Origin of the sequence: Streptomyces griseobrunneus (assembly GCF_046713465.1) — a bacterium.
In the GTDB taxonomy this organism is placed as follows: Bacteria; Actinomycetota; Actinomycetes; order Streptomycetales; family Streptomycetaceae; genus Streptomyces; species Streptomyces microflavus.
In genome coordinates this window covers 3,217,295-3,240,220 of sequence record NZ_CP177080.1, presented here as the reverse complement: position 1 = coordinate 3,240,220, position 22,926 = coordinate 3,217,295, and the positions used below count along the sequence as shown (strand labels likewise).

General features: G+C 70.3%; 17 protein-coding genes. 12 read left to right on the top strand and 5 right to left on the bottom strand.

Features of this window, described 5'->3' with window-relative positions; genetic code table 11:
• Nucleotides 1–23: 23 nt before the first annotated feature.
• The 11 genes from nuoE (at nt 24) to recQ (ending at nt 15,358) form a co-directional block, all read left to right on the top strand.
• Nucleotides 24–848 (top strand): NADH-quinone oxidoreductase subunit NuoE, encoded by an 825-nt coding sequence (gene nuoE / locus ACK8N7_RS14540; RefSeq protein ID WP_500445751.1) that lies wholly within the window; start codon nt 24–26, stop codon nt 846–848.
• On the top strand, nt 848–2,227 hold the full coding sequence (gene nuoF, locus ACK8N7_RS14535) for an NADH-quinone oxidoreductase subunit NuoF (RefSeq protein ID WP_403216668.1): 1,380 nt from the start codon (nt 848–850) through the stop codon (nt 2,225–2,227). Before nuoE ends, nuoF begins: the two co-directional genes overlap by 1 nt.
• A complete protein-coding gene (locus ACK8N7_RS14530) occupies nt 2,224–4,734 on the top strand; it encodes an NADH-quinone oxidoreductase subunit G (RefSeq protein ID WP_500442629.1) in 2,511 nt (836 codons plus the stop codon). Before nuoF ends, ACK8N7_RS14530 begins: the two co-directional genes overlap by 4 nt.
• On the top strand, nt 4,734–6,134 hold the full coding sequence (gene nuoH, locus ACK8N7_RS14525) for an NADH-quinone oxidoreductase subunit NuoH (RefSeq protein WP_078657634.1): 1,401 nt from the start codon (nt 4,734–4,736) through the stop codon (nt 6,132–6,134). Before ACK8N7_RS14530 ends, nuoH begins: the two co-directional genes overlap by 1 nt.
• Nucleotides 6,127–6,807, top strand: a complete 681-nt coding sequence (gene nuoI, locus ACK8N7_RS14520) for an NADH-quinone oxidoreductase subunit NuoI (RefSeq protein WP_078657633.1) — start codon at nt 6,127–6,129, stop codon at nt 6,805–6,807. Before nuoH ends, nuoI begins: the two co-directional genes overlap by 8 nt.
• Nucleotides 6,804–7,670, top strand: coding sequence for an NADH-quinone oxidoreductase subunit J (locus ACK8N7_RS14515; RefSeq protein ID WP_015610623.1), 867 nt, complete (start codon nt 6,804–6,806; stop codon nt 7,668–7,670). Before nuoI ends, ACK8N7_RS14515 begins: the two co-directional genes overlap by 4 nt.
• A complete protein-coding gene (nuoK, locus tag ACK8N7_RS14510; protein WP_015610624.1) occupies nt 7,667–7,966 on the top strand; it encodes an NADH-quinone oxidoreductase subunit NuoK in 300 nt (99 codons plus the stop codon). Before ACK8N7_RS14515 ends, nuoK begins: the two co-directional genes overlap by 4 nt.
• Before the next feature lie 13 nt (nt 7,967–7,979).
• Nucleotides 7,980–9,875: an NADH-quinone oxidoreductase subunit L gene (gene nuoL, locus ACK8N7_RS14505; RefSeq protein WP_403216664.1), complete on the top strand. Its 1,896-nt coding sequence runs from the start codon at nt 7,980–7,982 to the stop codon at nt 9,873–9,875.
• A gap of 4 nt (nt 9,876–9,879) precedes the next feature.
• A complete protein-coding gene (locus ACK8N7_RS14500) occupies nt 9,880–11,451 on the top strand; it encodes an NADH-quinone oxidoreductase subunit M (protein ID WP_403216663.1) in 1,572 nt (523 codons plus the stop codon).
• Nucleotides 11,448–13,112, top strand: a complete 1,665-nt coding sequence (gene nuoN, locus ACK8N7_RS14495) for an NADH-quinone oxidoreductase subunit NuoN (RefSeq protein ID WP_411117247.1) — start codon at nt 11,448–11,450, stop codon at nt 13,110–13,112. Before ACK8N7_RS14500 ends, nuoN begins: the two co-directional genes overlap by 4 nt.
• Nucleotides 13,113–13,306: 194 nt before the next feature.
• On the top strand, nt 13,307–15,358 hold the full coding sequence (gene recQ, locus ACK8N7_RS14490; protein ID WP_500445749.1) for a DNA helicase RecQ: 2,052 nt from the start codon (nt 13,307–13,309) through the stop codon (nt 15,356–15,358).
• 32 nt (nt 15,359–15,390) lie between these two features.
• On the opposite strand, the gene ACK8N7_RS14485 is transcribed toward recQ, so the two are convergent.
• The 5 genes from ACK8N7_RS14485 to ACK8N7_RS14465 form a co-directional block, all read right to left on the bottom strand.
• The gene (locus ACK8N7_RS14485; protein ID WP_500442626.1) at nt 15,391–15,999 is read right to left on the bottom strand and encodes a Uma2 family endonuclease; all 609 of its coding nucleotides are present in this window, start codon (nt 15,997–15,999) and stop codon (nt 15,391–15,393) included.
• A gap of 122 nt (nt 16,000–16,121) precedes the next feature.
• Complete coding sequence (locus ACK8N7_RS14480; protein WP_403216658.1) at nt 16,122–16,811, bottom strand: GOLPH3/VPS74 family protein; 690 nt, start codon at nt 16,809–16,811, stop codon at nt 16,122–16,124.
• Nucleotides 16,808–18,037, bottom strand: a complete 1,230-nt coding sequence (fahA, locus tag ACK8N7_RS14475; RefSeq protein WP_403216656.1) for a fumarylacetoacetase — start codon at nt 18,035–18,037, stop codon at nt 16,808–16,810. The genes ACK8N7_RS14480 and fahA overlap by 4 nt, the downstream gene beginning before the upstream one ends.
• A 158-nt stretch (nt 18,038–18,195) precedes the next feature.
• Complete coding sequence (locus ACK8N7_RS14470) at nt 18,196–20,190, bottom strand: CocE/NonD family hydrolase (RefSeq protein WP_500442623.1); 1,995 nt, start codon at nt 20,188–20,190, stop codon at nt 18,196–18,198.
• Between the two features lie 67 nt (nt 20,191–20,257).
• Nucleotides 20,258–21,757 (bottom strand): peptide MFS transporter, encoded by a 1,500-nt coding sequence (locus ACK8N7_RS14465; RefSeq protein WP_403216652.1) that lies wholly within the window; start codon nt 21,755–21,757, stop codon nt 20,258–20,260.
• A gap of 156 nt (nt 21,758–21,913) precedes the next feature.
• Here ACK8N7_RS14465 and ACK8N7_RS14460 point away from each other — a divergent pair, with 156 nt between their 5' ends.
• Entirely contained in the window at nt 21,914–22,924 is a 1,011-nt protein-coding gene (locus ACK8N7_RS14460) for a polyprenyl synthetase family protein (RefSeq protein ID WP_015610633.1), read from the top strand.
• The last annotated feature ends 2 nt before the right edge of the window (nt 22,925–22,926 follow it).

The following is a 22,926-nucleotide window of genomic DNA, read 5'->3' as shown; positions in this document are numbered from 1 at the left end:
CAAATCAAGAGGTCAGTCTGGGGATGCCGCAGCTCCCCGCCCCCGCCTACCCGGCCGACGTGCGCGCCCGGCTCGACGCGGACGCGAAGGAGGTGATCGCCCGCTACCCGGGCAGCCGCTCCGCGCTGCTGCCGCTGCTCCACCTCGTCCAGTCCGAGGAGGGGTACGTCTCCCGTACCGGGATGGCCTTCTGCGCCGAGACCCTCGACCTCACCACCGCCGAGGTCACGGCCGTCGCGACCTTCTACTCCATGTACCGGCGCAGGCCGAGCGGGGACTACCAGGTCGGGGTCTGCACCAACACCCTGTGCGCGGTCATGGGCGGCGACGCCATCTTCGACACGCTCAAGGAACACCTCGGCGTCGGCAACGACGAGACGACCGACGACGGCAAGGTCACCCTCGAACACATCGAGTGCAACGCGGCCTGCGACTTCGCGCCCGTCGTGATGGTGAACTGGGAGTTCTTCGACAACCAGACGCCCGAGAGCGCGACCCGGCTCGTCGACGACCTGATCGCCGGGCGGACCGTCGAGCCCACCCGTGGTGCCCCGATCTGCTCCTACAAGGAGACCGCCCGCATCCTGGCCGGCTTCCCCGACGAGCGCCCCGGCGCCGTCGAGGCGTCCGGCGGAGCGGGCCCCGCCTCCCTCGTCGGGCTCCGGCTCGCCAAGGGCGAGGCACTGCCCAAGGCCCGGGTCGTCGCCCCGCGCGACGGCCGGCCCAAGGACGGGCAGCCGCACGACCCTTCGCCGTCCGAGCACCTCAGCTCGCACGACGCACCGCAGCAGACCTCGGCCTCCGACCCGGAGCACCCGGCCGGGCCCGCAGCCGAGGAGGGGGAGTGATGACCTTGGCCGCCGAGATCGACCACAACGGGACGAGCCCCGAGAAGCTGCTCGCCCCCGTCCTCTCCACCTTCTGGGACCAGCCCGATTCCTGGACCCTGGAGACCTACCGCCGCCACGAGGGGTACGAAGGGCTGCGCAAGGCGCTGGCCATGGACCCCGACGACCTCATCGCGTACGTCAAGGACTCCGGTCTGCGCGGACGCGGCGGCGCGGGCTTCCCCACCGGTATGAAGTGGCAGTTCATCCCGCAGGGTGACGGCAAGCCGCACTATCTGGTTGTCAACGCCGACGAGTCGGAGCCGGGGACCTGCAAGGACATCCCGCTCCTCTTCGCGAACCCGCACAGCCTCATCGAGGGCATCGTGATCGCCTGTTACGCGATCCGTTCGTCGCACGCGTTCATCTACTTGCGCGGTGAGGTCGTCCCCGTGCTGCGACGACTGCACGAGGCCGTACGAGAGGCGTACGAGGCGGGTTATCTGGGGACGAACGTCCTGGGCTCAGGACTCGATCTGGAACTCACGGTGCACGCAGGTGCCGGCGCGTACATCTGTGGTGAGGAAACCGCGCTGCTCGACTCTCTCGAAGGACGGCGTGGACAGCCCCGGCTGCGACCCCCCTTCCCCGCGGTCGCCGGTCTGTACGCCTGCCCCACTGTGGTGAACAACGTCGAGTCCATCGCCTCGGTTCCCGCGATTCTGAACAAGGGCAAGGACTGGTTCAAGTCGATGGGCAGCGAGAAGTCCCCGGGCTTCACGCTCTACTCGCTCAGCGGCCATGTCGCCAGCCCCGGCCAGTACGAGGCCCCGCTCGGCATCACGCTGCGCCAGCTCCTCGACATGAGCGGCGGCATCCGGCCCGGCCACCGCCTCAAGTTCTGGACCCCGGGCGGCTCCTCCACCCCGATGCTCACCGAGGAGCACCTCGACGTCCCGCTCGACTACGAGGGCGTCGGCGCCGCCGGGTCGATGCTCGGCACCAAGGCGCTCCAGTGCTTCGACGAGACGACCTGTGTCGTGCGGGCCGTCACCCGCTGGACCGAGTTCTACGCCCACGAGTCCTGCGGCAAGTGCACGCCCTGCCGCGAAGGGACGTACTGGCTGGTCCAACTGATGCGTGACATCGAGGCCGGCAAGGGCGAGATGGCCGACCTGGACAAGCTCAACGACATCGCCGACAACATCAACGGCAAGTCGTTCTGCGCGCTCGGCGACGGCGCCGCCGCCCCGATCTTCTCCTCGCTCAAGTACTTCCGCGAGGAGTACGAACAGCACATCACGGGCAAGGGCTGCCCCTTCGATCCCGCCAAATCCACGGCCTGGGCCGACGACAAGAACACCGACGGCAAGAACGCTCACCGGGGGGTGAACGCATGACAGTCACCACGAGTGCGCCCTCCGGGGGCGGCGAGGCGGCCATCCCGCCCGAGGACCTGGTCACGCTGACCATCGACGGCATCGAGATCAGTGTCCCCAAGGGGACGCTGGTCATCCGGGCCGCCGAGCTCCTCGGCATCGAGATCCCGCGTTTCTGCGACCACCCGCTCCTCGACCCCGCCGGCGCCTGCCGTCAGTGCATCGTCGAGGTGGAGGGCCAGCGCAAGCCGATGGCATCCTGCACCATCACCTGCACCGACGGCATGGTCGTCAAGTCGCAGATCACCTCTCCTGTCGCCGAGAAGGCGCAGAAGGGCGTGATGGAGCTGCTGCTGATCAACCACCCGCTGGACTGCCCCGTCTGCGACAAGGGCGGCGAGTGCCCGCTGCAGAACCAGGCGATGTCGCACGGCGGCGCCGACTCCCGCTTCGACGGGAAGAAGCGGACCTTCGAGAAGCCCGTCCCGATCTCCACCCAGGTGCTGCTGGACCGTGAGCGCTGCGTGCTCTGCGCGCGCTGCACCCGGTTCTCCAACCAGGTGGCGGGTGACCCGATGATCGAGCTGATCGAGCGCGGCGCCCTCCAGCAGGTCGGCACCGGCGAGGGCGACCCCTTCGAGTCGTACTTCTCCGGCAACACCATCCAGATCTGCCCGGTCGGCGCGCTGACCTCGGCGGCGTACCGCTTCCGCTCCCGCCCGTTCGACCTGGTCTCCACCCCCTCGGTGTGCGAGCAGTGCTCCGGCGGCTGCGGGATGCGCACCGACCACCGGCGCGGCAAGGTCATGCGGCGCCTCGCGGCCAATGAGCCCGAGGTCAACGAGGAGTGGATCTGCGACAAGGGGAGGTTCGGCTTCCGTTACGCCCAGCAGCGCGACCGGCTCACCACCCCGCTGGTCCGCAACGCCGACGGCGTCCTGGAACCGGCGAGCTGGCCCGAGGCGCTGGAAGCCGCAGCGGCCGGTCTTCTCGCCGCCCGGGGCCGGGCCGGTGTGCTGACAGGTGGCCGGCTGACCGTCGAGGACTCCTACGCGTACAGCAAGTTCGCGCGGGTCGCCCTCGACACCAACGACATCGACTTCCGCTCCCGGGTCCACAGCGCCGAGGAGGCCGACTTCCTGGCCGCCCGGGTCGCCGGACACGGCCGGGACCTGGACGGCGAGGGGGTCACGTACACCGCGCTGGAGAAGGCTCCCGCGGTCCTGCTCGTCGGGTTCGAGTCCGAGGAGGAGGCCCCCGGCGTCTTCCTGCGGCTCCGCAAGGCCCACCGCAAGAGCGGCCAGAAGACCTTCGCGCTCGCCTCGCACGCCACGCGCGGCCTGGTGAAGGCGGGCGGCACGCTGCTGCCCGCCGCCCCCGGCACCGAGACCGAGTGGCTGGACGCGCTCGCGGGCGGCGTCGGCCTGGAGGCCGAAGGGGCAGCCGCCGCCGAGGCGTTGCGCGGTGAGAACTCCCTGATCATCGTCGGTGAGCGGCTCGCCGGGGTGCCCGGCGCACTCTCCGCCGCAGTCCGGACCGCCGCCGCGACCGGCGCACGCCTGGTGTGGATTCCGCGCCGGGCGGGCGACCGGGGCGCGGTGGAGGCTGGCGCGCTCCCCACCCTGCTGCCCGGCGGCCGCCCGGCCACCGACCCGCGGGCCCGGGACGAGGTGGCGGCCGTGTGGCGCGTCGCCGAACTGCCCTCCCGACACGGCCGCGACACCGGCCAGATCATCGAGGCCGCGGCCACCGGTGAACTGGGCGCGCTGCTCGTCGCCGGGGTCGGGGTGGAGGACCTGCCAGACCCGGCGCGTGCGCTGGAGGCCCTGGACGAGGTCGGGTTCCTGGTCTCGCTGGAGCTGCGGCCGAGCGAGGTCACCGACCGGGCCGACGTGGTCTTCCCGGTCGCCGCCGTCGCGGAGAAGTCCGGCACCTTCCTCAACTGGGAGGGCCGGGCCCGGATGTTCCAGGCGGCGCTGAAGCCGGAGCAGATGCCCCGGACGCTCTCGCCGGTCGACTCGCGTGTGCTGCACATGCTGGCCGACGCCATGGACGTGCACTTCGCACTGCCGGACCTGACCGCGGCCCGCCGCGAGCTGGACCGGCTCGGTGGCTGGGAGGGCGGCCACGCGGACGACCCGCGCGCGTCGGCGCAGCCGCTGCCCCGCCCCGGCGACGGCGAGGCGGTCCTCGCGGGCCACCGGATGCTGCTCGACCTCGGCCGGCTCCAGGAGGGCGACACCGCGCTCGCCGGAACCCGGCACGCGGCCGTCGCCCGGCTCTCGGCCACCACCGCGGCCGAGACCGGTGTCAAGGACGGCGACCTGCTCGCCGTCACCGGCCCCGCCGGCGCCGTCGAACTCCCCCTGCAGGTCACCGACATGCCGGACCGCGTGGTCTGGGTGCCGCTGAACTCGGTGGGACGCGGCATCCCCGCCGACACCGGTGCGAACCCCGGCGGCCTGGTACGGATCGGCCCCGCCGCCGCACCGGGTGCTCCCGTCGAACCATCGGAGGTACGAGCGTGATGGGCCTCACCGCACTCACCACGGCACCACAGGGTGCCGTCATCGCCGCCGAGGATCTCTCGATGTTCGGCACCGACCCCTGGTGGCTGGTGCTCCTCAAGGCGGTCTTCTGCTTCGCGTTCCTCATGCTCATCGTGCTCTTCTCCATCGTGTGGGAGCGCAAGGTCGTCGCCTGGATGCAGCTGCGGATCGGCCCCAACCGGCACGGCCCCTGGGGGTTGCTCCAGTCGCTCGCCGACGGCATCAAACTGATGCTGAAGGAAGACGTCATCGTCAAGCGCGCGGACAAGGCGGTCTACGTCCTCGCGCCGATCCTCGCGGCGATCCCCGCCTTCATGGCGGTCGCGGTCATCCCCTTCGGCCCGGCGGGCAACGAGGTCTCGATCTTCGGCACCCGTACGACGATGCAGCTCACCGACCTGCCGATCGCCGCGCTCTACATCCTCGCCGTCGGCGCGGTCGGGGTGTACGGATTCGTCCTCGGCGGCTGGTCGTCGGGCTCGACGTACCCGCTGCTGGGCGGAATCCGCTCCTGTGCCCAGATGATCAGCTACGAGATCGCCATGGGCGCCGCGTTCGCCTCGGTCTTCCTCTACTCCGGCTCGATGTCGACCTCCACCATCGTGGAGGCGCAGGGGGACCGGTGGTACATCATCCTGCTGCCGATGTCCTTCCTCATCTACATGGTGACGATGGTCGGGGAGGCCAGCCGGGCCCCGTTCGACATGCCGGAGTCCGAGGGCGATCTGGTCGGCGGCTTCAACACCGAGTACAGCTCCATCAAGTTCGCGATGTTCATGCTCGCCGAGTACATCCACATGGTGACCGTGTCGATGATCGCGGTGACGCTGTTCCTCGGCGGCTGGCGGGCCCCGTACCCGATCTCCGCGTTCTGGGAGGGGGCGAACCACGGCTGGTGGCCGATGCTCTGGTTCTTCCTGAAGCTCCAGGCGCTGATCTTCTTCTTCATCTGGCTGCGCGGCACCCTGCCACGCGTCCGCTACGACCAGCTGATGAAGCTGGGATGGAAGGTCCTGATCCCGGTCTCCGTGGGCTGGCTGATGCTCGTAGCCACGGTCCGCGCGCTGCGCAACGAGGGCTACGACTTCTCCCGGATCGTCCTGTACGTCGGTGGGGCCGTGCTCGCCATCCTGCTGATCTCCCTGGTCGTCGACATGTACCGCGACCGCAGGGTCAGGGCCCAGGAGGCGGAAGCCGGGCCGGAGCCCGCCTTCGACCCGATGGCGGGCGGGTTCCCGGTGCCACCACTGCCCGGACAGAGCCTGCCACCGGTGCCCAGGCGCGTACCGCGGCGTGAGCGGGAGCTCGTTGTCAGTGGCGCACCGGATACTCAGAGTGACGGAAACGCGAGTGACGGAAAGGAGGCCGGCGGTGTCTGAGAAACCAGAGCTCACGGGCTCATCGGGATCCGCTGGTTCCTCGGGGGAATCGGCAACGGCGGGGGAGAAGTTCCAGAACCCCGTGGCCGGCTTCGGCGTGACCTTCAAGGCCATGTTCAAGAAGCGGCTGACCGAGCAGTACCCCGAGACGCCGAAGGTGACGGCGCCCCGCTTCCACGGCCGCCACCAGCTCAACCGTCACCCGGACGGCCTGGAGAAGTGCATCGGCTGCGAGCTGTGCGCCTGGGCGTGTCCGGCGGACGCCATCTACGTGGAGGGCGCGGACAACACGGAGGAGGAGCGCTACTCCCCGGGCGAGCGCTACGGCCGCGTCTACCAGATCAACTACGCGCGCTGCATCCTCTGCGGACTCTGCATCGAGGCCTGCCCCACCCGGGCGCTGACCATGACCAACGAGTTCGAGCTCGCCAACACCACCCGCGAGAGCCTCATCTACACCAAGGACGAGCTGCTCGCGGGCCTGGAGGAAGGCATGGTCGACAGCCCGCACGCGATCTTCCCCGGCATGGACGACCAGGACTACTACCGGGGCTTGGTCACCGAGGCCGCCCCCGGCACGGTGCCCCAGCCGGCGGTCTCCAAGGGCGAGGCCAAGCCCGACGAGTCCGCGGGAAGCGCGGGCGCACAGCAGGGCAGGGGGTCCGGCGCATGAACGCGATCGCCGCGGCCACCACCACATCGACCGGCGAGGCCGTCCAGTTCTGGATCCTGGGCACCGTCGCCGTGATCGGTGCGCTCTCCACGGTCCTGCTGAAGAAGTCCGTGCACAGCGCCCTGTCGCTCGCCGGGACCATGGTCGTCCTGGCCGTCTTCTACCTCGCCAACGGCGCCTATTTCCTCGGCATCGTCCAGATCATCGTCTACACCGGCGCGATCATGATGCTCTTCCTCTTCGTCGTCATGCTCGTCGGTGTCACCGCGGCGGACTCCCTCAAGGAGACCCTCAAGGGGCAGCGCTGGCTGGCCGTCGGCTGCGGCCTCGGCTTCGGCGTCCTGCTGATCGCGGGCATCGGCAACGCGTCGCTCTCCACCTTCAACGGGCTGGGCGCCGCCAACGCCCTGCACGGCGGAAACGTGGAGGGGATCGCCAACCTCATCTTCACCAAGTACGTCTTCGCCTTCGAGATCACCGGCGCCCTGCTGATCACCGCGACCGTCGGGGCGATGGTGCTCACGCACCGCGAGCGCACCGAACGGGCCAAGACCCAGCGGGAGATGTCCGAGGAGCGCGTCCGCGGCAAGCACCTCCCGCCGCTGCCCGCCCCCGGTGTCTACGCCCGGCACAACGCGGTGGACATCGCCGGCCTGCTGCCCGACGGCACACCGTCCGAGCTCACCGTCATGAAGACGCTGCGCGACCGGGGCCAGATCCGCGATGTCTCCCAGGAGGCCCTCGCCGATCTCAAGGCCCTGGAGCAGCGCTCCGGCGAGCGGCTCGGACGCGAGGACGCGGACGCCGTGGCACGCGGGGCGAACCCCGCTTCCGCGGCGGAGAACTCGGAGGCCGCCAAGTGAACCCGGTCAACTATCTCTACCTCGCGGCCCTGCTGTTCGCGATCGGCGCCTCCGGGGTGCTGATCCGGCGGAACGTGATCGTGCTGTTCATGTGCATCGAGCTGATGCTCAACGCGTGCAACCTGGCGCTCGTCACGTTCTCCCGGATGCACGGAAACCTCGACGGACAGATCGTCGCGTTCTTCACGATGGTCGTCGCCGCCGCGGAAGTCGTCGTCGGGCTCGCGATCATCGTGTCGTTGTTCCGCTCCCGCCACTCGGCCTCGGTCGACGACGCCAGCCTGATGAAGCTGTAAGGGGACCGGAATCGTGGAGAACCTGATCGCGCTGCTCGTCGCGGCGCCCCTGCTCGGAGCGGCGGTCCTGCTCTGCGGCGGCCGTCGGCTGGACCGGGCCGGGCACTGGCTCGGCACCGTGCTCGCCGCCGCCTCGTTCGTCGTCGGCGTCGTCCTCTTCGCCGACATGCTGGGGAAGGGCGCCGAGGACCGGGCCCTGCACCAGCACCTGTTCAGCTGGATTCCGGTGGAGGGCTTCCAGGCCGACATCGCCTTCCAGCTCGACCAGCTGTCGATGACCTTCGTCCTGCTCATCACCGGTGTGGGCACACTGATCCACATCTACTCCATCGGCTATATGGAGCACGACGAGCGCAGGCGCCGCTTCTTCGGCTATCTCAACCTGTTCCTCGCGGCGATGCTGATCCTGGTCATCGCCGACAACTACCTGCTGCTGTACGTCGGGTGGGAGGGCGTCGGTCTGGCGTCGTACCTGCTCATCGGCTTCTGGCAGCACAAGCCGAGTGCGGCCTCCGCCGCGAAGAAGGCCTTCCTGGTCAATCGCGTCGGTGACATGGGCCTCTCGATCGCCATCATGCTGATGTTCACCACCTTCGGCACCTTCGCCTTCGGGCCGGTGCTGGAGGCGACCGGCGAGACCAGCGAGGGCAAGCTGACGGCGATCGGCCTGATGCTGCTGCTGGCCGCCTGCGGCAAGTCGGCCCAGGTGCCGCTGCAGTCCTGGCTCGGCGACGCGATGGAGGGCCCGACCCCGGTCTCCGCCCTCATCCACGCCGCGACCATGGTCACCGCCGGTGTCTATCTGATCGTCCGCTCCGGCGCCGTCTTCAACGGCGCCCCGGACGCCCAGCTGGTCGTCGCCATCGTCGGCGCGGTCACGCTGATCTTCGGTGCGATCGTCGGTTGCGCCAAGGACGACATCAAGAAGGCGCTCGCCGGATCCACGATGTCGCAGATCGGCTACATGATCCTCGCCGCGGGCCTCGGCCCGATCGGCTACATCTTCGCGATCATGCACCTGGTGACGCACGGCTTCTTCAAGGCCGGGCTCTTCCTGGGGGCCGGTTCGGTGATGCACGGCATGAACGACGAGGTCGACATGCGCAAGTACGGCGGCCTGCGGAAGTACATGCCGGTCACCTTCATCACCTTCGGCCTCGGCTATCTCGCCATCATCGGCTTCCCCGGCCTGTCCGGCTTCTTCTCCAAGGACAAGATCATCGAGGCGGCCTTCGCCAAGGGCGGCACCGAGGGCTGGATCCTCGGCTCCGTCGCCCTGCTGGGCGCCGCGATCACCGCGTTCTACATGACGCGCGTGATGCTGATGACGTTCTTCGGCGAGAAGCGCTGGCAGCCCGACGCCGAGGGCCACGAGCCGCACCCGCACGAGTCCCCGAAGTCCATGACGATCCCGATGATCGTGCTGGCCGTCGGTTCGGTCTTCGCCGGTGGCTTCTTCGCCATCGGTGACCGCTTCGTCAACTGGCTGGAGCCGGTCACCGGTTACGAGCACGGGCACTCCCCGCTGAGCGTGGCCACCGTCACCGGAGCCACCGTGGTTGCCCTGGTCATCGGGGTCTCGATCGCCTGGGTGATGTACGGGCGCAAGCCCGTGCCCGTCCTCGCCCCGCGCGGCTCGCTGCTCACCCGGGCGGCCCGACGCGACCTGCTCCAGGACGACTTCAACCACGTCGTCCTGGTCCGCGGCGGCGAGCACCTCACCCGCTCGCTCGTCTACGTCGACCACTCCCTGGTCGACGGCGTCGTCAACGGCACGGCCGCATCGGTCGGCGGGCTCTCCGGCCGACTGCGCAAGCTGCAGAACGGCTACGCCCGCTCCTACGCGGTCTCGATGTTCGGCGGTGCGGCGATCGTCATCGCCGCGACCCTGCTGATGAGGGCGGTCTGATCACATGTCCTTTCCCCTCCTGACCGCGACGGCGGCGCTCCCGGCCATCGGAGCCATCGTCACCGCCGCCGTCCCGGCCGCACAGCGCACCGTGGCCAAGTGGGTCGCGCTGTTCTTCTCGCTCTCCACACTCGTCCTGGCGGGCGTCGTCTTCGCCCGCTTCGAGCCGGGCGGCGACCGCTACCAACTGACCGAGTCCCGGGCCTGGATCGCCGACTTCGGCGTCCGGTACGAACTGGGCGTGGACGGCATCGGGGTGGCCCTTCTCGGGCTCACCGCGCTGCTGATCCCCTTCGTCATCGCGGCCGGCTGGCACGACGCCGACCCCCTGGAGACGAAGTCCTCGCGCTGGCGCCCCACCCAGGGCTTCTTCGCCCTGATCCTCATGGTCGAGGCCATGGTGATCATGTCGTTCCTCGCGACCGACGTCTTCCTCTTCTACATCCTGTTCGAAGCCATGCTCATCCCGATGTACTTCCTCATCGGCGGCTTCGGCGACCGGGCCCACGCGGGCAGCGACGAGAACGCCGCGAAGCAACGTTCGTACGCGGCGGTCAAGTTCCTCCTCTACAACCTGGCCGGCGGTCTGATCATGCTGGCCGCCGTCATCGGCCTCTACGTGGTCGCGGGCACCTTCTCGCTCTCGGAGATCGTGGAGGCCCGGGCCAACGGCACCCTGGAGATGGCGACCTCCACCGAGCGGTGGCTCTTCCTCGGGTTCTTCTTCGCCTTCGCGATCAAGGCCCCGCTCTGGCCGCTCCACACCTGGCTGCCCAACGCGATGGGCGAGGCGACCGCACCGGTCGCCGTGCTCATCACCGCGATCGTCGACAAGGTCGGCACCTTCGCGATGCTCCGCTTCTGCCTCGGGCTCTTCCCGGAGGCCAGCAAGTGGGCGACCCCGGTCGTCATCGCCCTGGCGCTCGTCTCCATCGTCTACGGAGCGCTGCTCGCGGTCGGCCAGCGCGACATCAAGCGGCTCATCGCCTACGCCTCGATCTCGCACTTCGGCTTCATCATCCTGGGCATCTTCGCGATGACCAGCCAGGGCCAGTCGGGCGCCACGCTCTACATGGTCAACCACGGCATCTCGACCGCCGCGCTGCTGCTGGTCGCCGGGTTCCTCATCACCCGGCGCGGCTCGCGGCTCATCGCGGACTACGGCGGGGTGCAGAAGGTCGCCCCCGTGCTGGCGGGCACCTTCCTCATCGGCGGTCTGGCGACCCTGTCGCTGCCGGGGCTCGCCCCGTTCGTCAGTGAGTTCCTGGTGCTGGTCGGCACGTTCAGCGCCTATCCGGTGGCCGGGATCATCGCCACCTCCGGCATCGTGCTCGCCGCCATCTACGTCCTCGTCCTCTACCAGCGGACGATGACCGGTCCCGTCAACGAGGCGGTCCGGACCATGCCCGACCTCAAGGCACGTGAGCTGGTGGTCGCCGTACCGCTGATCGCGCTGCTGCTCTTCCTGGGCGTCTTCCCGAAGCCGCTCACCGAGGTCGTCAACCCGGCGGTGGAGCACACCATGTCCGACGTACAGAAGAAGGACCCCCAGCCCGAGGTGGAGGCCGCCAAGTGAGCGCAACAGCTGTCCACAGCCTGTGGACGACGGCGAGCGGGGTGACATCGGCAGCTCCGGGGGACCGCTTCACGGCGCCCACGATCGAGTACGCCCAGCTGGCACCCGTCCTGATCATCGTGGGCGCCGCCGTCCTGGGAGTCCTGGCGGAGGCCTTCGTACCGCGCAAGGCCCGGTACCACACCCAGCTCCTGCTGACCGTGGTGGCGCTGGCCGCCGCGTTCGCCGCCGTCGTCGCCCTCGCGGCCGGCGGGTACGGCACCACGAAGGCCCAGATCGCGGCCATGGGCGCCATCGCGATCGACGGCCCCACCCTGTTCCTCCAGGGGACCATCCTCCTGGTCTCGGTGGTGTCCGTCTTCACCTTCGCCGAACGGCGGCTCGACCCCACCGCCCACGGCAACCGGGTCGACTCCTTCGCCGCCCAGGCCGGTACGGTCCCCGGCAGCGACAGCGAGAAGGCCGCCGTCCGCGCGGGCTTCACCACCACCGAGGTCTTCCCGCTGGTCCTCTTCTCGGTGGCGGGCATGCTCGTCTTCCCCGCCGCCAACGACCTGCTGACCCTCTTCATCGCGCTGGAAGTCTTCTCGCTCCCGCTGTACCTCCTGTGTGCCGTCGCCCGCCGCAAGCGGCTGATGTCGCAGGAAGCGGCCGTGAAGTACTTCCTGCTCGGCGCGTTCTCCTCGGCGTTCCTGCTCTTCGGGATCGCCCTCCTCTACGGCTACGCGGGCTCCCTCTCGTACGCCACCATCGCCAACGTCGTCGACGGCTCGGTCCTGGAGATCGACCCCGCCCTCGCGGGCACCATGGGCAACGACGCGCTGCTGCTCATCGGCGGCGCGATGATCCTGACCGGCCTGCTCTTCAAGGTCGGTGCCGTCCCGTTCCACATGTGGACCCCGGACGTCTACCAGGGCGCCCCGACCCCGGTCACCGGCTTCATGGCGGCCGCCACCAAGGTCGCCGCGTTCGGTGCGCTGCTGCGCCTGCTGTACGTGGTGCTCCCCGGGCTCACCTGGGACCTGCGGCCGGTCCTGTGGGCCGTCGCCATCATCACGATGCTGGGCGGCGCGGTCGTCGCGATCACCCAGACCGACATCAAGCGGCTGCTGGCCTACTCCTCGATCGCCCACGCGGGCTTCATCCTCGCGGGTGTCATCGCGACCAGCCCGGAGGGGGTCTCCTCGGTCCTCTTCTACCTGGGCGCGTACTCCTTCGTGACGGTCGGGGCGTTCGCCGTCGTCACGCTGGTACGGGACGCGGGCGGTGAGGCCACGCACCTGTCGAAGTGGGCCGGGCTCGGCCGCCGCTCGCCGCTGGTCGCGGCGGTCTTCGCGGTGTTCCTGCTGGCCTTCGCCGGGATCCCGCTCACCTCGGGCTTCTCGGGCAAGTTCGCCGTCTTCAAGGCGGCTGCCGAGAGCGGGGCGGGCGCGCTGGTCGTCGTCGGTGTGATCTCGTCGGCCATCGCCGCCTTCTTCTACATCCGAGTGATCGTCCTGATGTTCTTCAGCGAGCCGAAGGCGGACGGCCCCACGGTCGCCGTCCCGTCCCCGCTGACCATGACGACGATCGCGGTCGGCGTGGCGGTCACGCTTGTGCTGGGTCTGGCCCCGCAGTACTTCCTGGACCTCGCGGGCCAGGCGGGAGTCTTCGTGCGGTAGGCGAGGCTCCGTAGAACAGCCCCGGACGAGCGCCGGACGGTCCTTCATCCACAGGACCGTCCGGCGTTGTCGTAGGAGCCGCCTATCGTGGTCGGGGACGAGAGCAAGGACGGACAGGGCCGGGCGGTGCGGTCGGAACGACTGCGGACCGGACACCGCGGACCTCGGGGGACAGAGCATTGGGAAGCGTGACCATGGATGTGACCGGGACGGTGACCGGCAACGGGACCGACACCGACAACGGTTCCGAGACCGAGGCGCAGCGGACGCTGCGCCGGGTCTTCGGATACGACGCGTTCCGCGGCGAGCAGGGCGAGGTCATCGAGCATGTGGTCTCCGGCGGCGACGCCGTCGTGCTCATGCCGACCGGCGGCGGAAAGTCCCTCTGCTACCAGATCCCGTCCCTGGTCAGGCGCGGTACCGGAGTCGTCGTCTCGCCGCTGATCGCCCTGATGCAGGACCAGGTCGACGCCCTGCGCGCGCTCGGTGTGCGGGCCGGCTTCATGAACTCCACGCAGGACTTCGACGAGCGCCGATCGATGGAGGCGCAGTTCCTGGCGGGCGAGCTGGACCTGCTCTACCTGGCGCCGGAGCGGCTGCGGCTGGACTCCACGCTCTCGCTGCTGGCCCGGGGCGAGATCTCCGTCTTCGCGATCGACGAGGCGCACTGCGTCGCCCAGTGGGGCCACGACTTCCGCCCCGACTATCTGGCGCTGTCCGTGCTCGGCGAGCGCTGGCCCGACGTCCCGCGCATCGCCCTGACGGCGACCGCCACGGGCGCCACGCACGAGGAGATCACCCGCCGCCTCGGCATGCCGGACGCGAAGCACTTCGTCGCCAGCTTCGACCGGCCCAACATCCAGTACCGGATCGTCCCGAAGTCCGACCCGAAGAAGCAGCTCCTCACCTTCCTCCAGGAGGAGCACGCCGGGGACGCGGGCATCGTCTACTGCCTCTCGCGCGCCTCCACCGAGAAGATCGCGGAGTATCTGACCCGCAACGGCATCAACGCCGTTCCTTACCACGCGGGCCTGGACGCCTCCACACGCGCCACCCACCAGGCGCGCTTCCTCCGTGAGGAGGGCCTCGTCGTCGTCGCGACCATCGCCTTCGGCATGGGCATCGACAAGCCGGACGTCCGGTTCGTGGCCCACCTGGACCTCCCGAAGTCCGTCGAGGGGTACTACCAGGAGACCGGCCGCGCGGGCCGTGACGGTGAGCCGTCGACGGCCTGGATGGCGTACGGGCTCCAGGACGTCGTCCAGCAGCGCAAGCTCATCCAGGGCGGCGAGGGCGACGAGGCCCACCGCCGCCGGGCCGCCGCCCACCTGGACTCGATGCTGGCGCTCTGCGAGACGGTCCAGTGCCGCCGGGCCCAGCTCCTCACCTACTTCGGCCAGGAGCCCACCGCCGCGAACTGCGGCAACTGCGACACCTGTCTGATCCCGCCGGAGACCTGGGACGGCACGGTCGTCTCGCAGAAGCTGCTCTCCACGGTGGTCCGCCTCAAGCGCGAGCGGAACCAGAAGTTCGGCGCGGGCCAGATCATCGACATCCTGCTGGGCCGCAAGACCGCCAAGGTCATCCAGTTCGACCACGACCAGCTCTCCGTCTTCGGTATCGGCGAGGAGCTGGCCGAGGCGGAGTGGCGCGGCGTCGTGCGCCAGCTGCTGGCACAGGGCCTGCTCGCGGTGGAGGGGGAGTACGGCACGCTGGTCCTCACCGAGGAGAGCGCCACGGTCCTCGGCCGGGAGCGGGAGGTCCTGCTCCGCAAGGAGCCGAAGAAGCCCACGTCCCGCTCGTCGTCCTCGGCCGGTGGCAAGGGCGCCAAGGGCAAGGCGGCCGCGGCCGACCTCCCCGCCTCCGCGGTCCCGGTCTTCGAGGCGCTGCGCGCCTGGCGCGGCGCGACGGCCAAGGAGCAGGGCGTCCCGGCGTACGTGATCTTCCACGACGCGACGCTGCGGGAGATCGCGGCCCTGCACCCGTCCTCGCTCGCGGAGCTGGGGGGCATCAGCGGCCTGGGCGAGAAGAAGCTGGCGACGTACGGGGAGGGCGTGCTGGAGGTCCTGGCGGAGACGTCCCCGGGCGCTGCCGCTCCGGAGGCCCCGGCAGCCGAAGCTCCCGCACCCCGCCCGGCACCGACCCCGGCCCGTACGAAGGCCCCCTCAGCCCCGGTAGCCCCCGCCGCCCAGCCGGCCGGCGACCCCGAGTTCGCCTGGGACGAGGAACCGCCCGAGTACGAGTGAGTACCGGGCGGTGAGGAGCAGGGTGGCGGGACCTAGCCCAGGCCCGCCGCCCGGCGGCGGGGCGTGATCGCGGTGAGGTCCAGGTCCACGGGGAAGGGCACCGACACCTTCATCCGGTCATGGAAGATCCCCGTCGAGGTGTACGCCCCGGTGGCCGGCTCCCGCTCGAAGACGTACACCACGGCCCGCCCGTCGTGGTTCTCCACCCGCCAGTAGTGGGGGATCGTCGCGCGGGCGTATTTCACGGGCTTGGTCTCCCGGTCGCGTGACCGGGACTCGGGGGAGACGACCTCGATGGCGAGGCGCACGGACTCGGCGGGGAACCGGGTCTGGTTCGGGTTCTGGATGATGTCACCGTCGATGACGATCACATCGGGCTCGGGCCGGTTGTAGCGGTCGATGTCGATGGTGAACTCGCGCACGACCTCCAGCTCGGGCGGCGCGAGGGACTGCAACTGCCAGTTGAAGAAGTCGACCGCCCGTGTGTGGAACAAGGTCTGCGGACTCACGAAAACGAGGCTCCCGTCGATCAGCTCCGTGTGCGGAGGCAGATTCGGGAGTGTGTCCAGGTCATCGGCGGTCCAGCCGCCCTCGGGCGGGACCGCCCACCGCGGCTCGGAGGCCTCGGGTTCGATGCTCATCATTGCTCCCATGGGGAGGAGTCTCGCGGGCCCGATCAGCGTATCCGCCGGGAACCGGATAGGGCTCCCCCGAACGTGTGACCGCATCACGCACCGCTGACAGGAACACCCTTGCGGCCCCCTCAGTCCCCGCCGCACCCACCCCCGCCCCCGCTGTCGCCGCCGCTCCAGCCGTCGCCGCCTCCGCCGGACTCGTTCTGCTTCACGTTGTGGTGGACGGCTGAGGCCGTCCACTCGGAGCGGCGCATGACCTTCATCGCCGTGCGGCCGTTGCGGCCGAGGCGGGTCAGTTCGCCGGCGAGGCCGATCGCGGAGACCAGGGCGGCCAGCACCCGGTCCCGGTGGTCGGGGTAGCCCGCCGCCTCGGCCGCCGAGAACCGGTCGAAGACGCCCGGTACGAGGTCCGGTGCGACCGGGAAGTGGCGGTGGTACGGGAACAGGCCGAGGAAGCGGCGGGTCTCCCTGGAGAGCAGGGAGCGCTCGACCAGGGAGTCCAGGTACTTCTCGTGCACGTGCCGGTCGAAGTCGTCCACCCAGCGCCGGGCGCGCATACCCGAGCGGCGGCCCTTGGCCTGGGGCAGGGTCCGCAGCAGTTCGGCGAGGCGCGGGTCGGCCGGGTCCAGCGGGTTCACCACGTGGATCCGGCCGCCCTCCTCCCGTATCCGCCCCTGGATCTCCAGCTCCGCGAGGGCTGCCCCGGCCGTCCCGAACGCCAGGGAGGCGGCGCTGCACAACGGCTTGCCCCGGTCCGGGTCCAGGGCGAGCAGGATGAGTTCCTCGGGCAGTGTCAGCGCGGGAGCGGGAGTGTTCACGGTGCCGTGACGATCCTGCCGGTCACATCGCCGAGGCCCACGCGGGTGCCGTGCGGGCCGGGGGCCCAGGCGGTCAGCGTGACCGTGTCGCCGTCCTCCAGGAACGTCCGCTTGCCCTCGGGCAGTTCCAGCGCGTCGCGGCCGTTCCAGGTGAGCTCCAGGAGGGAGCCGCGCTGGGTTGTCCCGGGGCCGCTGACCGTGCCGGAGCCGTACAGGTCCCCGGTCCGCAGCGACGCGCCGTTGACCGTCATGTGGGCGAGCTGCTGGGCGGCCGTCCAGTACATCGAGGCGAACGGCGGCTCGGCGACGACCTGGCCGTTGATCTCGACGGTGATCCGGATGTCGAAGCCGCCGTGCTCCTCCTCCTGGGAGTCGTCGAGGTAGGGGAGGAGCGGCACGTCCCGGGTGGGCGGGGCGGTGCGGGCCGCGTCCAGGGCCTCCAGCGGGGTGACCCACGCCGATACGGAGGTGGCGAAGGACTTGCCGAGGAACGGGCCCAGCGGCACGTACTCCCAGGCCTGGAGGTCGCGCGCCGACCAGTCGTTGAGGAGCGAGAGCCCGAAGACGTGCTCGCGGAAGTCGGCGAGCGGGACCGGGGTGCCGTGGGCGGAGGGGACGCCGACGACGAAGCCGACCTCGGCCTCGATGTCCAGCTTCACCGAGGGCCCGAAGACGGGCGCCGGGTCGGTGGGGGCCTTGCGCTGGCCGCTGGGGCGCACCACGTCCGTGCCGGAGACCACGACGGTGCCGGAGCGGCCGTGGTAGCCGATCGGGAGGTGCTTCCAGTTGGGGGTGAGCGCGTCGCCGTCCGGCCGGAAGATCTGCCCGACGTTGGTGGCGTGGTGCTCGCTGGCGTAGAAGTCGACGTAGTCCGCGACCTCGTACGGCAGGTGCAGGGTCACCGTGTCCACCGGGTGCAGCAGCGGCTCGATGTCCGCGCGGTGGCCCGGGACCGTCAGCCAGGCGGTGAGCGCGCGGCGCACATCCCGCCAGGCGGTGCGGCCCGCTGCGAGCAGCGGCGTCAGGCTCGGCTGTGCCAGCAGCCCGGCGTAGGGGGAGCCGAGCGCGTGGGCGGCGGCGCCGGCGTCCAGGACGTGGTTGCCGATGCGGACGCCGACCCGGCGGTCCTCGGGGTGGCCGGGGGTGGAGAACACACCGTAGGGAAGGTTGTGCGGGCCGAAGGGATCGCCCTCGGCCAGGTCGAGCGGGCTGCTCTGCTCGGGCATGTGTTGCTGCCTCGCTTTCCAGGTCGTGTGGAGGACACGTTACGTCGGAGGTCCTACCCCACGGCAGTGCCCCTCCTATCCCCAACTGCACGTATTGCCCGGAAAGTTCGAAGGGTCCCCCGGAAATCCGGGGGACCCGCGAACGCAACACGGTCCGCTCAGCCCGCCGTCCGCGGGATGCGCTTCTCCCAGGTGCGGTGGAATACGACCTCGCCGCCGTCCTTGCAGATCACCTCGTCGGAGGTGATGAAGTCGTTGTCGTCGGCGGCGATCTCGGAGCGCGTCTCGATCTCCACGTCCCAGGACATCTCCGGCCGGTGCAGCCGGATCCGCCAGTCGCTGCGGGTGCGCGCGGAGAGCGGGTCGTCCTGCTGGATCGTGTACGTCTCCAGGGCGTCCTCGGTGAATTCGAGGCCGTCGGGGTAGACCCGGGTACCGCCGTAGCGGGGGTCGACCTCCAGCCGCCATTCGCCCTTGGCGACATCGCGGACGACGAGCCGTTCGGGGCGCGGCTCCTCCAGGGTGACCGGGTGGACCACGCCGAGCGGTTCGGACTGTTCCGGTTCGCCGAAGGTGATCGAGGGGTCCTCGGTGTGGCGGCGCACCGGCAGCTCCACGAAGCTGCCGTCCGCGTCGAGGGTGAAGCCCGCCGATCCGGCCTGCGGCCAGATCCAGGGCCAGTACGCGGAGGAGACCGCGAGCCGGATGCGGTGGCCGGGCGGGAAGGTGTGCCCGATGCCGTTCAGGTCGAAGGTGACGTCCTCGGTGTCGCCGGGCGTCCAGTCGTCGGTGCGGTCGCGGCCGTGCCGGGCGGCGAGGTTGAGGACGCCCCGGGTGACCAGGGTGGAGGAGCCGTCGGGTGCCACGTCGCAGAGCCGGGCGACGGCCTGGCCGCGCGGGACGTCCATCCGGATCCGGAGCTTGACCCGGGGGCGGCCGAGGATCTCGATCGGCGCCTCCTCGACGGGGAACTCGAACGACACCGACTTGGCGTCCTCGTCCCGCTGGTCCGGCGGCAGGTCGGCGTCGTTGCCGAACGGGAAGAAGCGGCCCGCGTCCAGCCCGGTCTGCTGCGGCGAGGCCACGATCCGCTCACCGCCCTGGAGGGCGTACGCCACCGGGGAGACGTTCTCCGATGGCCAGGAGGCGTCCCCGACCCAGCGGCCGGGCAGCGTCTCGTACACCGTGGCGGGCGGGTGCGAGCCGCTGATCCAGGACCGCAGCAGCGGCTCCCCCATCACGCCCGTCTCCTTGTTCTTCAGGTGCTGGTCCCACCACCGCAGCGTCTCCTGGAGGAAGCCGATCGCGGGCCCCGGCGGCAGCCCCCGGTCCGGGTACTGGTGCGACCACGGGCCGATGATCCCGCGCACCTGCCCCGGATCGAGGTGCTCGACCAGGCGCAGGACGGTGTCGCGGTACGGGTCGTGCCAGCCGCCCACCGCGAGGACGTTCGCCTTGATCGCCCCGTAGTCCTCGCAGACGCTGCCGTGCTTCCAGTAGTCGTCGCGGCTCTGGTGGGCCAGCCAGGTGTGGCTGAAGGGTTCGATCGCCTCCAGCCGCTTCAGCCACAGCTCCTTCCAGTCGTCGCCGGCCTGCGACGGGTCCGGCGGGCGGGAGACGAAGGCGAGCATGGTGGCGGCCCAGGCGTGCATGTCGACGGCGAGGACGGAGCCGCCCATGTAGTGGACGTCGTTGTCGTAGCGGTCGTCGGCCGAGCAGACGGTGACGATCGCCTTCAGCGGCTCGGGGGCGAGCGCGGCGATCTGGAGCGAGTTGAAGCCGCCCCAGGAGATGCCGAACATTCCGACCCGGCCCGAGCACCACTCCTGCTGGGCCAGCCAGTGGATGACGGCGACCCCGTCGCTGAGCTCCTGGGCGTCGTACTCGTCGCCCGGCAGCCCCTCGCTGTTGCCGTGGCCCCGGACGTCGACCCGTACGGAGGCGTAGCCGTGGCCCGCGTACCAGGGGTGGCGCTGCCAGTCGCGGGGGGCGGTCCAGTCGCCGAGCCGGTAGGGCAGGTACTCCAGCAGCGCGGGGACCGGTTCGTCGGTCAGGGGCCGCCAGATCCGGGCGTAGAGCCGGGTGCCGCCGGGCAGCGGGATGTACACGTCCTCGCGGGTCGTCTCGTACGGGAACTCGGTCGTGATGTTCATGGGTCACCTCGGTGGGGGACGGGGGACGCCTTCTTATGGGGCCGCGACGCCTTTCTTTCGGCGGCTGCTAGTGGACGGGGTGCATCGTGCGCTTCAGCCAGGGCGCGGCGGCGATCATCGCGAGGCCGGCCGCCACGGCGATCGTGCCGTTGACCCCGAAGTAGGCGGGCGTGGAGACCTCGCCGTACAACTTCACGACCTGCGCCTGGATGCCGTTGGCGACGGCCAGCGACAGGAACCACAGGGCCATCGTCTGGCTGGCGAAGGCCTTCGGGGCGAGCTTGCTGCTGGCGGAGAGGCCGGAGGTCTCCAGCAGGACGTCACCGAGTCCGAGCAGCAGGTAGGAGCCGACGATCCACCAGGCGGCCATCCGGTACGTGTCGTCGGGGTGCCCGGAGGTGGGCAGGACCATCAGCAGGAACGACAGGCCGCCCAGGATCACACCGAAGGCGATCTTGTTGGAGGCGTGCGGCTGGCGGCGGCCCATCCGGACCCAGGTGGCCGCCACCACGGGCGCGAGCGCGACCTCGAAGGCGCCGAGCGCGGAGGCGTACCAGCTGGCCGGGAAGGTGAAGCCGAGGATCTCGGTGCGGGCGTTGGTCGACGCCAGCAGGATCATCGTGGAGTACGCCTGGAAGAGGATGAAGTTGAAGACGACGGATCCCAGGAAGAGCACGACGTACGGCCGCAGCCTGCCGCGCTCCTCGGCGGTGACCCGCGGGCTCCGGAACATCACCACGAAGTACGTGATCGGGGCGATGACCGAGATCACCGTCAGCACGTCCACGAACCGGTCGATGGTGAGCCAGCCCGCCAGCGCCAGGGCGGTGGCGAGGACGGCGACCGCGACGGCCCCGCCGATGATCAGCCGCACCGCGCGGCGCATGGCGGCGGGGGCGAGCGCGAACTCGGCGCCCTCCTTGCGTCCGACCAGGTGACGGCGGCCGGCCACGTACTGGATCAGGCCGAAGGTCATCCCGATCGCGGCGGCCGAGAAGCCCCAGTGCCAGCTCGCGTGGTCCCCGAGCCAGCCGGTGATCAGCGGTCCGGCGAAGGCGCCGATGTTGATGCCCATGTAGTAGAGGGCGAAGCCGGCGTCGCGCCGTTCGTCGTCGGTGCGGTAGAGCTTGCCGACCATGGAGGCCACGTTGGGCTTGAGCAGGCCCGTTCCGGCGCTGATCAGCCCGAGGCCCACCCAGGTCATCGCGTCGGTGGGCACAGCCATGGAGTAGTGGCCGCAGGCGATGAGGATGCCGCCGTACAGCACGGCCCGGTACGAGCCGAGGATCCGGTCGGCCAGCCAGCCGCCGGCCACGGAGACCAGGTAGACGAGGGTCCCGTACGCGGCCGAGACGGAGGCGGCGGTGCCCGGGTCCATGCCCATGCCGCCGTCGGCGACCTTGTCGGCGAAGAACAGCACCAGGATCGCCTGCATGCCGAGGAACGAGAACCGCTCCCAGACCTCCAGGCCGGACAGGGTCATCAGACCCCGTGGCTGGCCGAAGAAGGCGCGGTCGTCCTCGGGCGGTGGCCGGTCCGGCTCGGTGTCGGCAGCGGTGTGGGACAAAGCGGAGACTCCTGATCGTATGAGCTGATCCCGAACATACCGGCGGTGATGGGAAGCCGCCCACGGTGATCCATAGAGGACCGGATACGCTGAGTTGGATGGAGACAACGACACATCGACATTGCGTGTGATCGTCAGCAGACAGGAGATGCCCTCGTGACCGTCGTCGGGCCGTTCGGACTGCACGTGCGGGACCAGGCTCTTGAGGCCGATGTCCAGACGGGCCTGGCCGCTGTCGAGGCGGGGCTGCTCGAAGCCACCAAGAGTGACGTGCCGTTCATCACGGAGGCCGCCCAGCACCTGGTGCGGGCGGGGGGCAAGCGGTTCCGCCCGTTGCTGGTCATGCTCGCGTCACAGTTCGGTGATCCGGACGCGCCGGGTGTCGTCCCCTCGGCCGTCGTCGTCGAGCTGACCCACCTGGCCACGCTGTACCACGACGACGTGATGGACGAGGCCGACGTCCGCCGCGGGGTGGAGAGCGCCAACACCCGCTGGGGCAACTCGGTGGCCGTGCTGACCGGCGACTTCCTGTTCGCCCGCGCCTCCCACATCCTGGCCGACCTCGGCCCCGACGCCGTACGCATCCAGGCCGAGGCGTTCGAACGGCTCGTAACCGGCCAGATCCTGGAGACCGCGGGCCCGCGCGACGGCCGCGACCCGGTCGACCACTACCTGGACGTGCTCAGCGGCAAGACCGGCTCTCTGGTCGCCGTCTCCGGCCGGTTCGGCGCGCTGATGGCCGGGGCCGACGAGCGGACCGTGGACATCCTCACGCAGTACGGGGAGCGGCTCGGCATCGCCTTCCAGCTCGCCGACGACGTCCTCGACATCGCCTCCGACACCCACGAGTCAGGCAAGACCCCCGGTACCGACCTGCGCGAAGGCATCCCCACCCTCCCGGTGCTGCGGCTGCGCGCCCAGGCCGCGGAGGACGGCAAGCCCGACGACCTGGAGCTCGTCGAGCTGCTCGACGGCGACCTCAGCGACGACGACACCCTCGCCGAGGCGCTGCGCCGGCTGCGCGCCCACCCGGCCCTGGAGCAGGCCCGGCAGGACACCGTCCGGTACGCCCAGGAGGCGCGCGCCACGCTCGCGCCGCTGCCCGAGGGGTACGCGAAGTCCGCGCTGGAAGAGCTGTGCGACGCCGTGGTGCACCGCGCGGGCTGAAG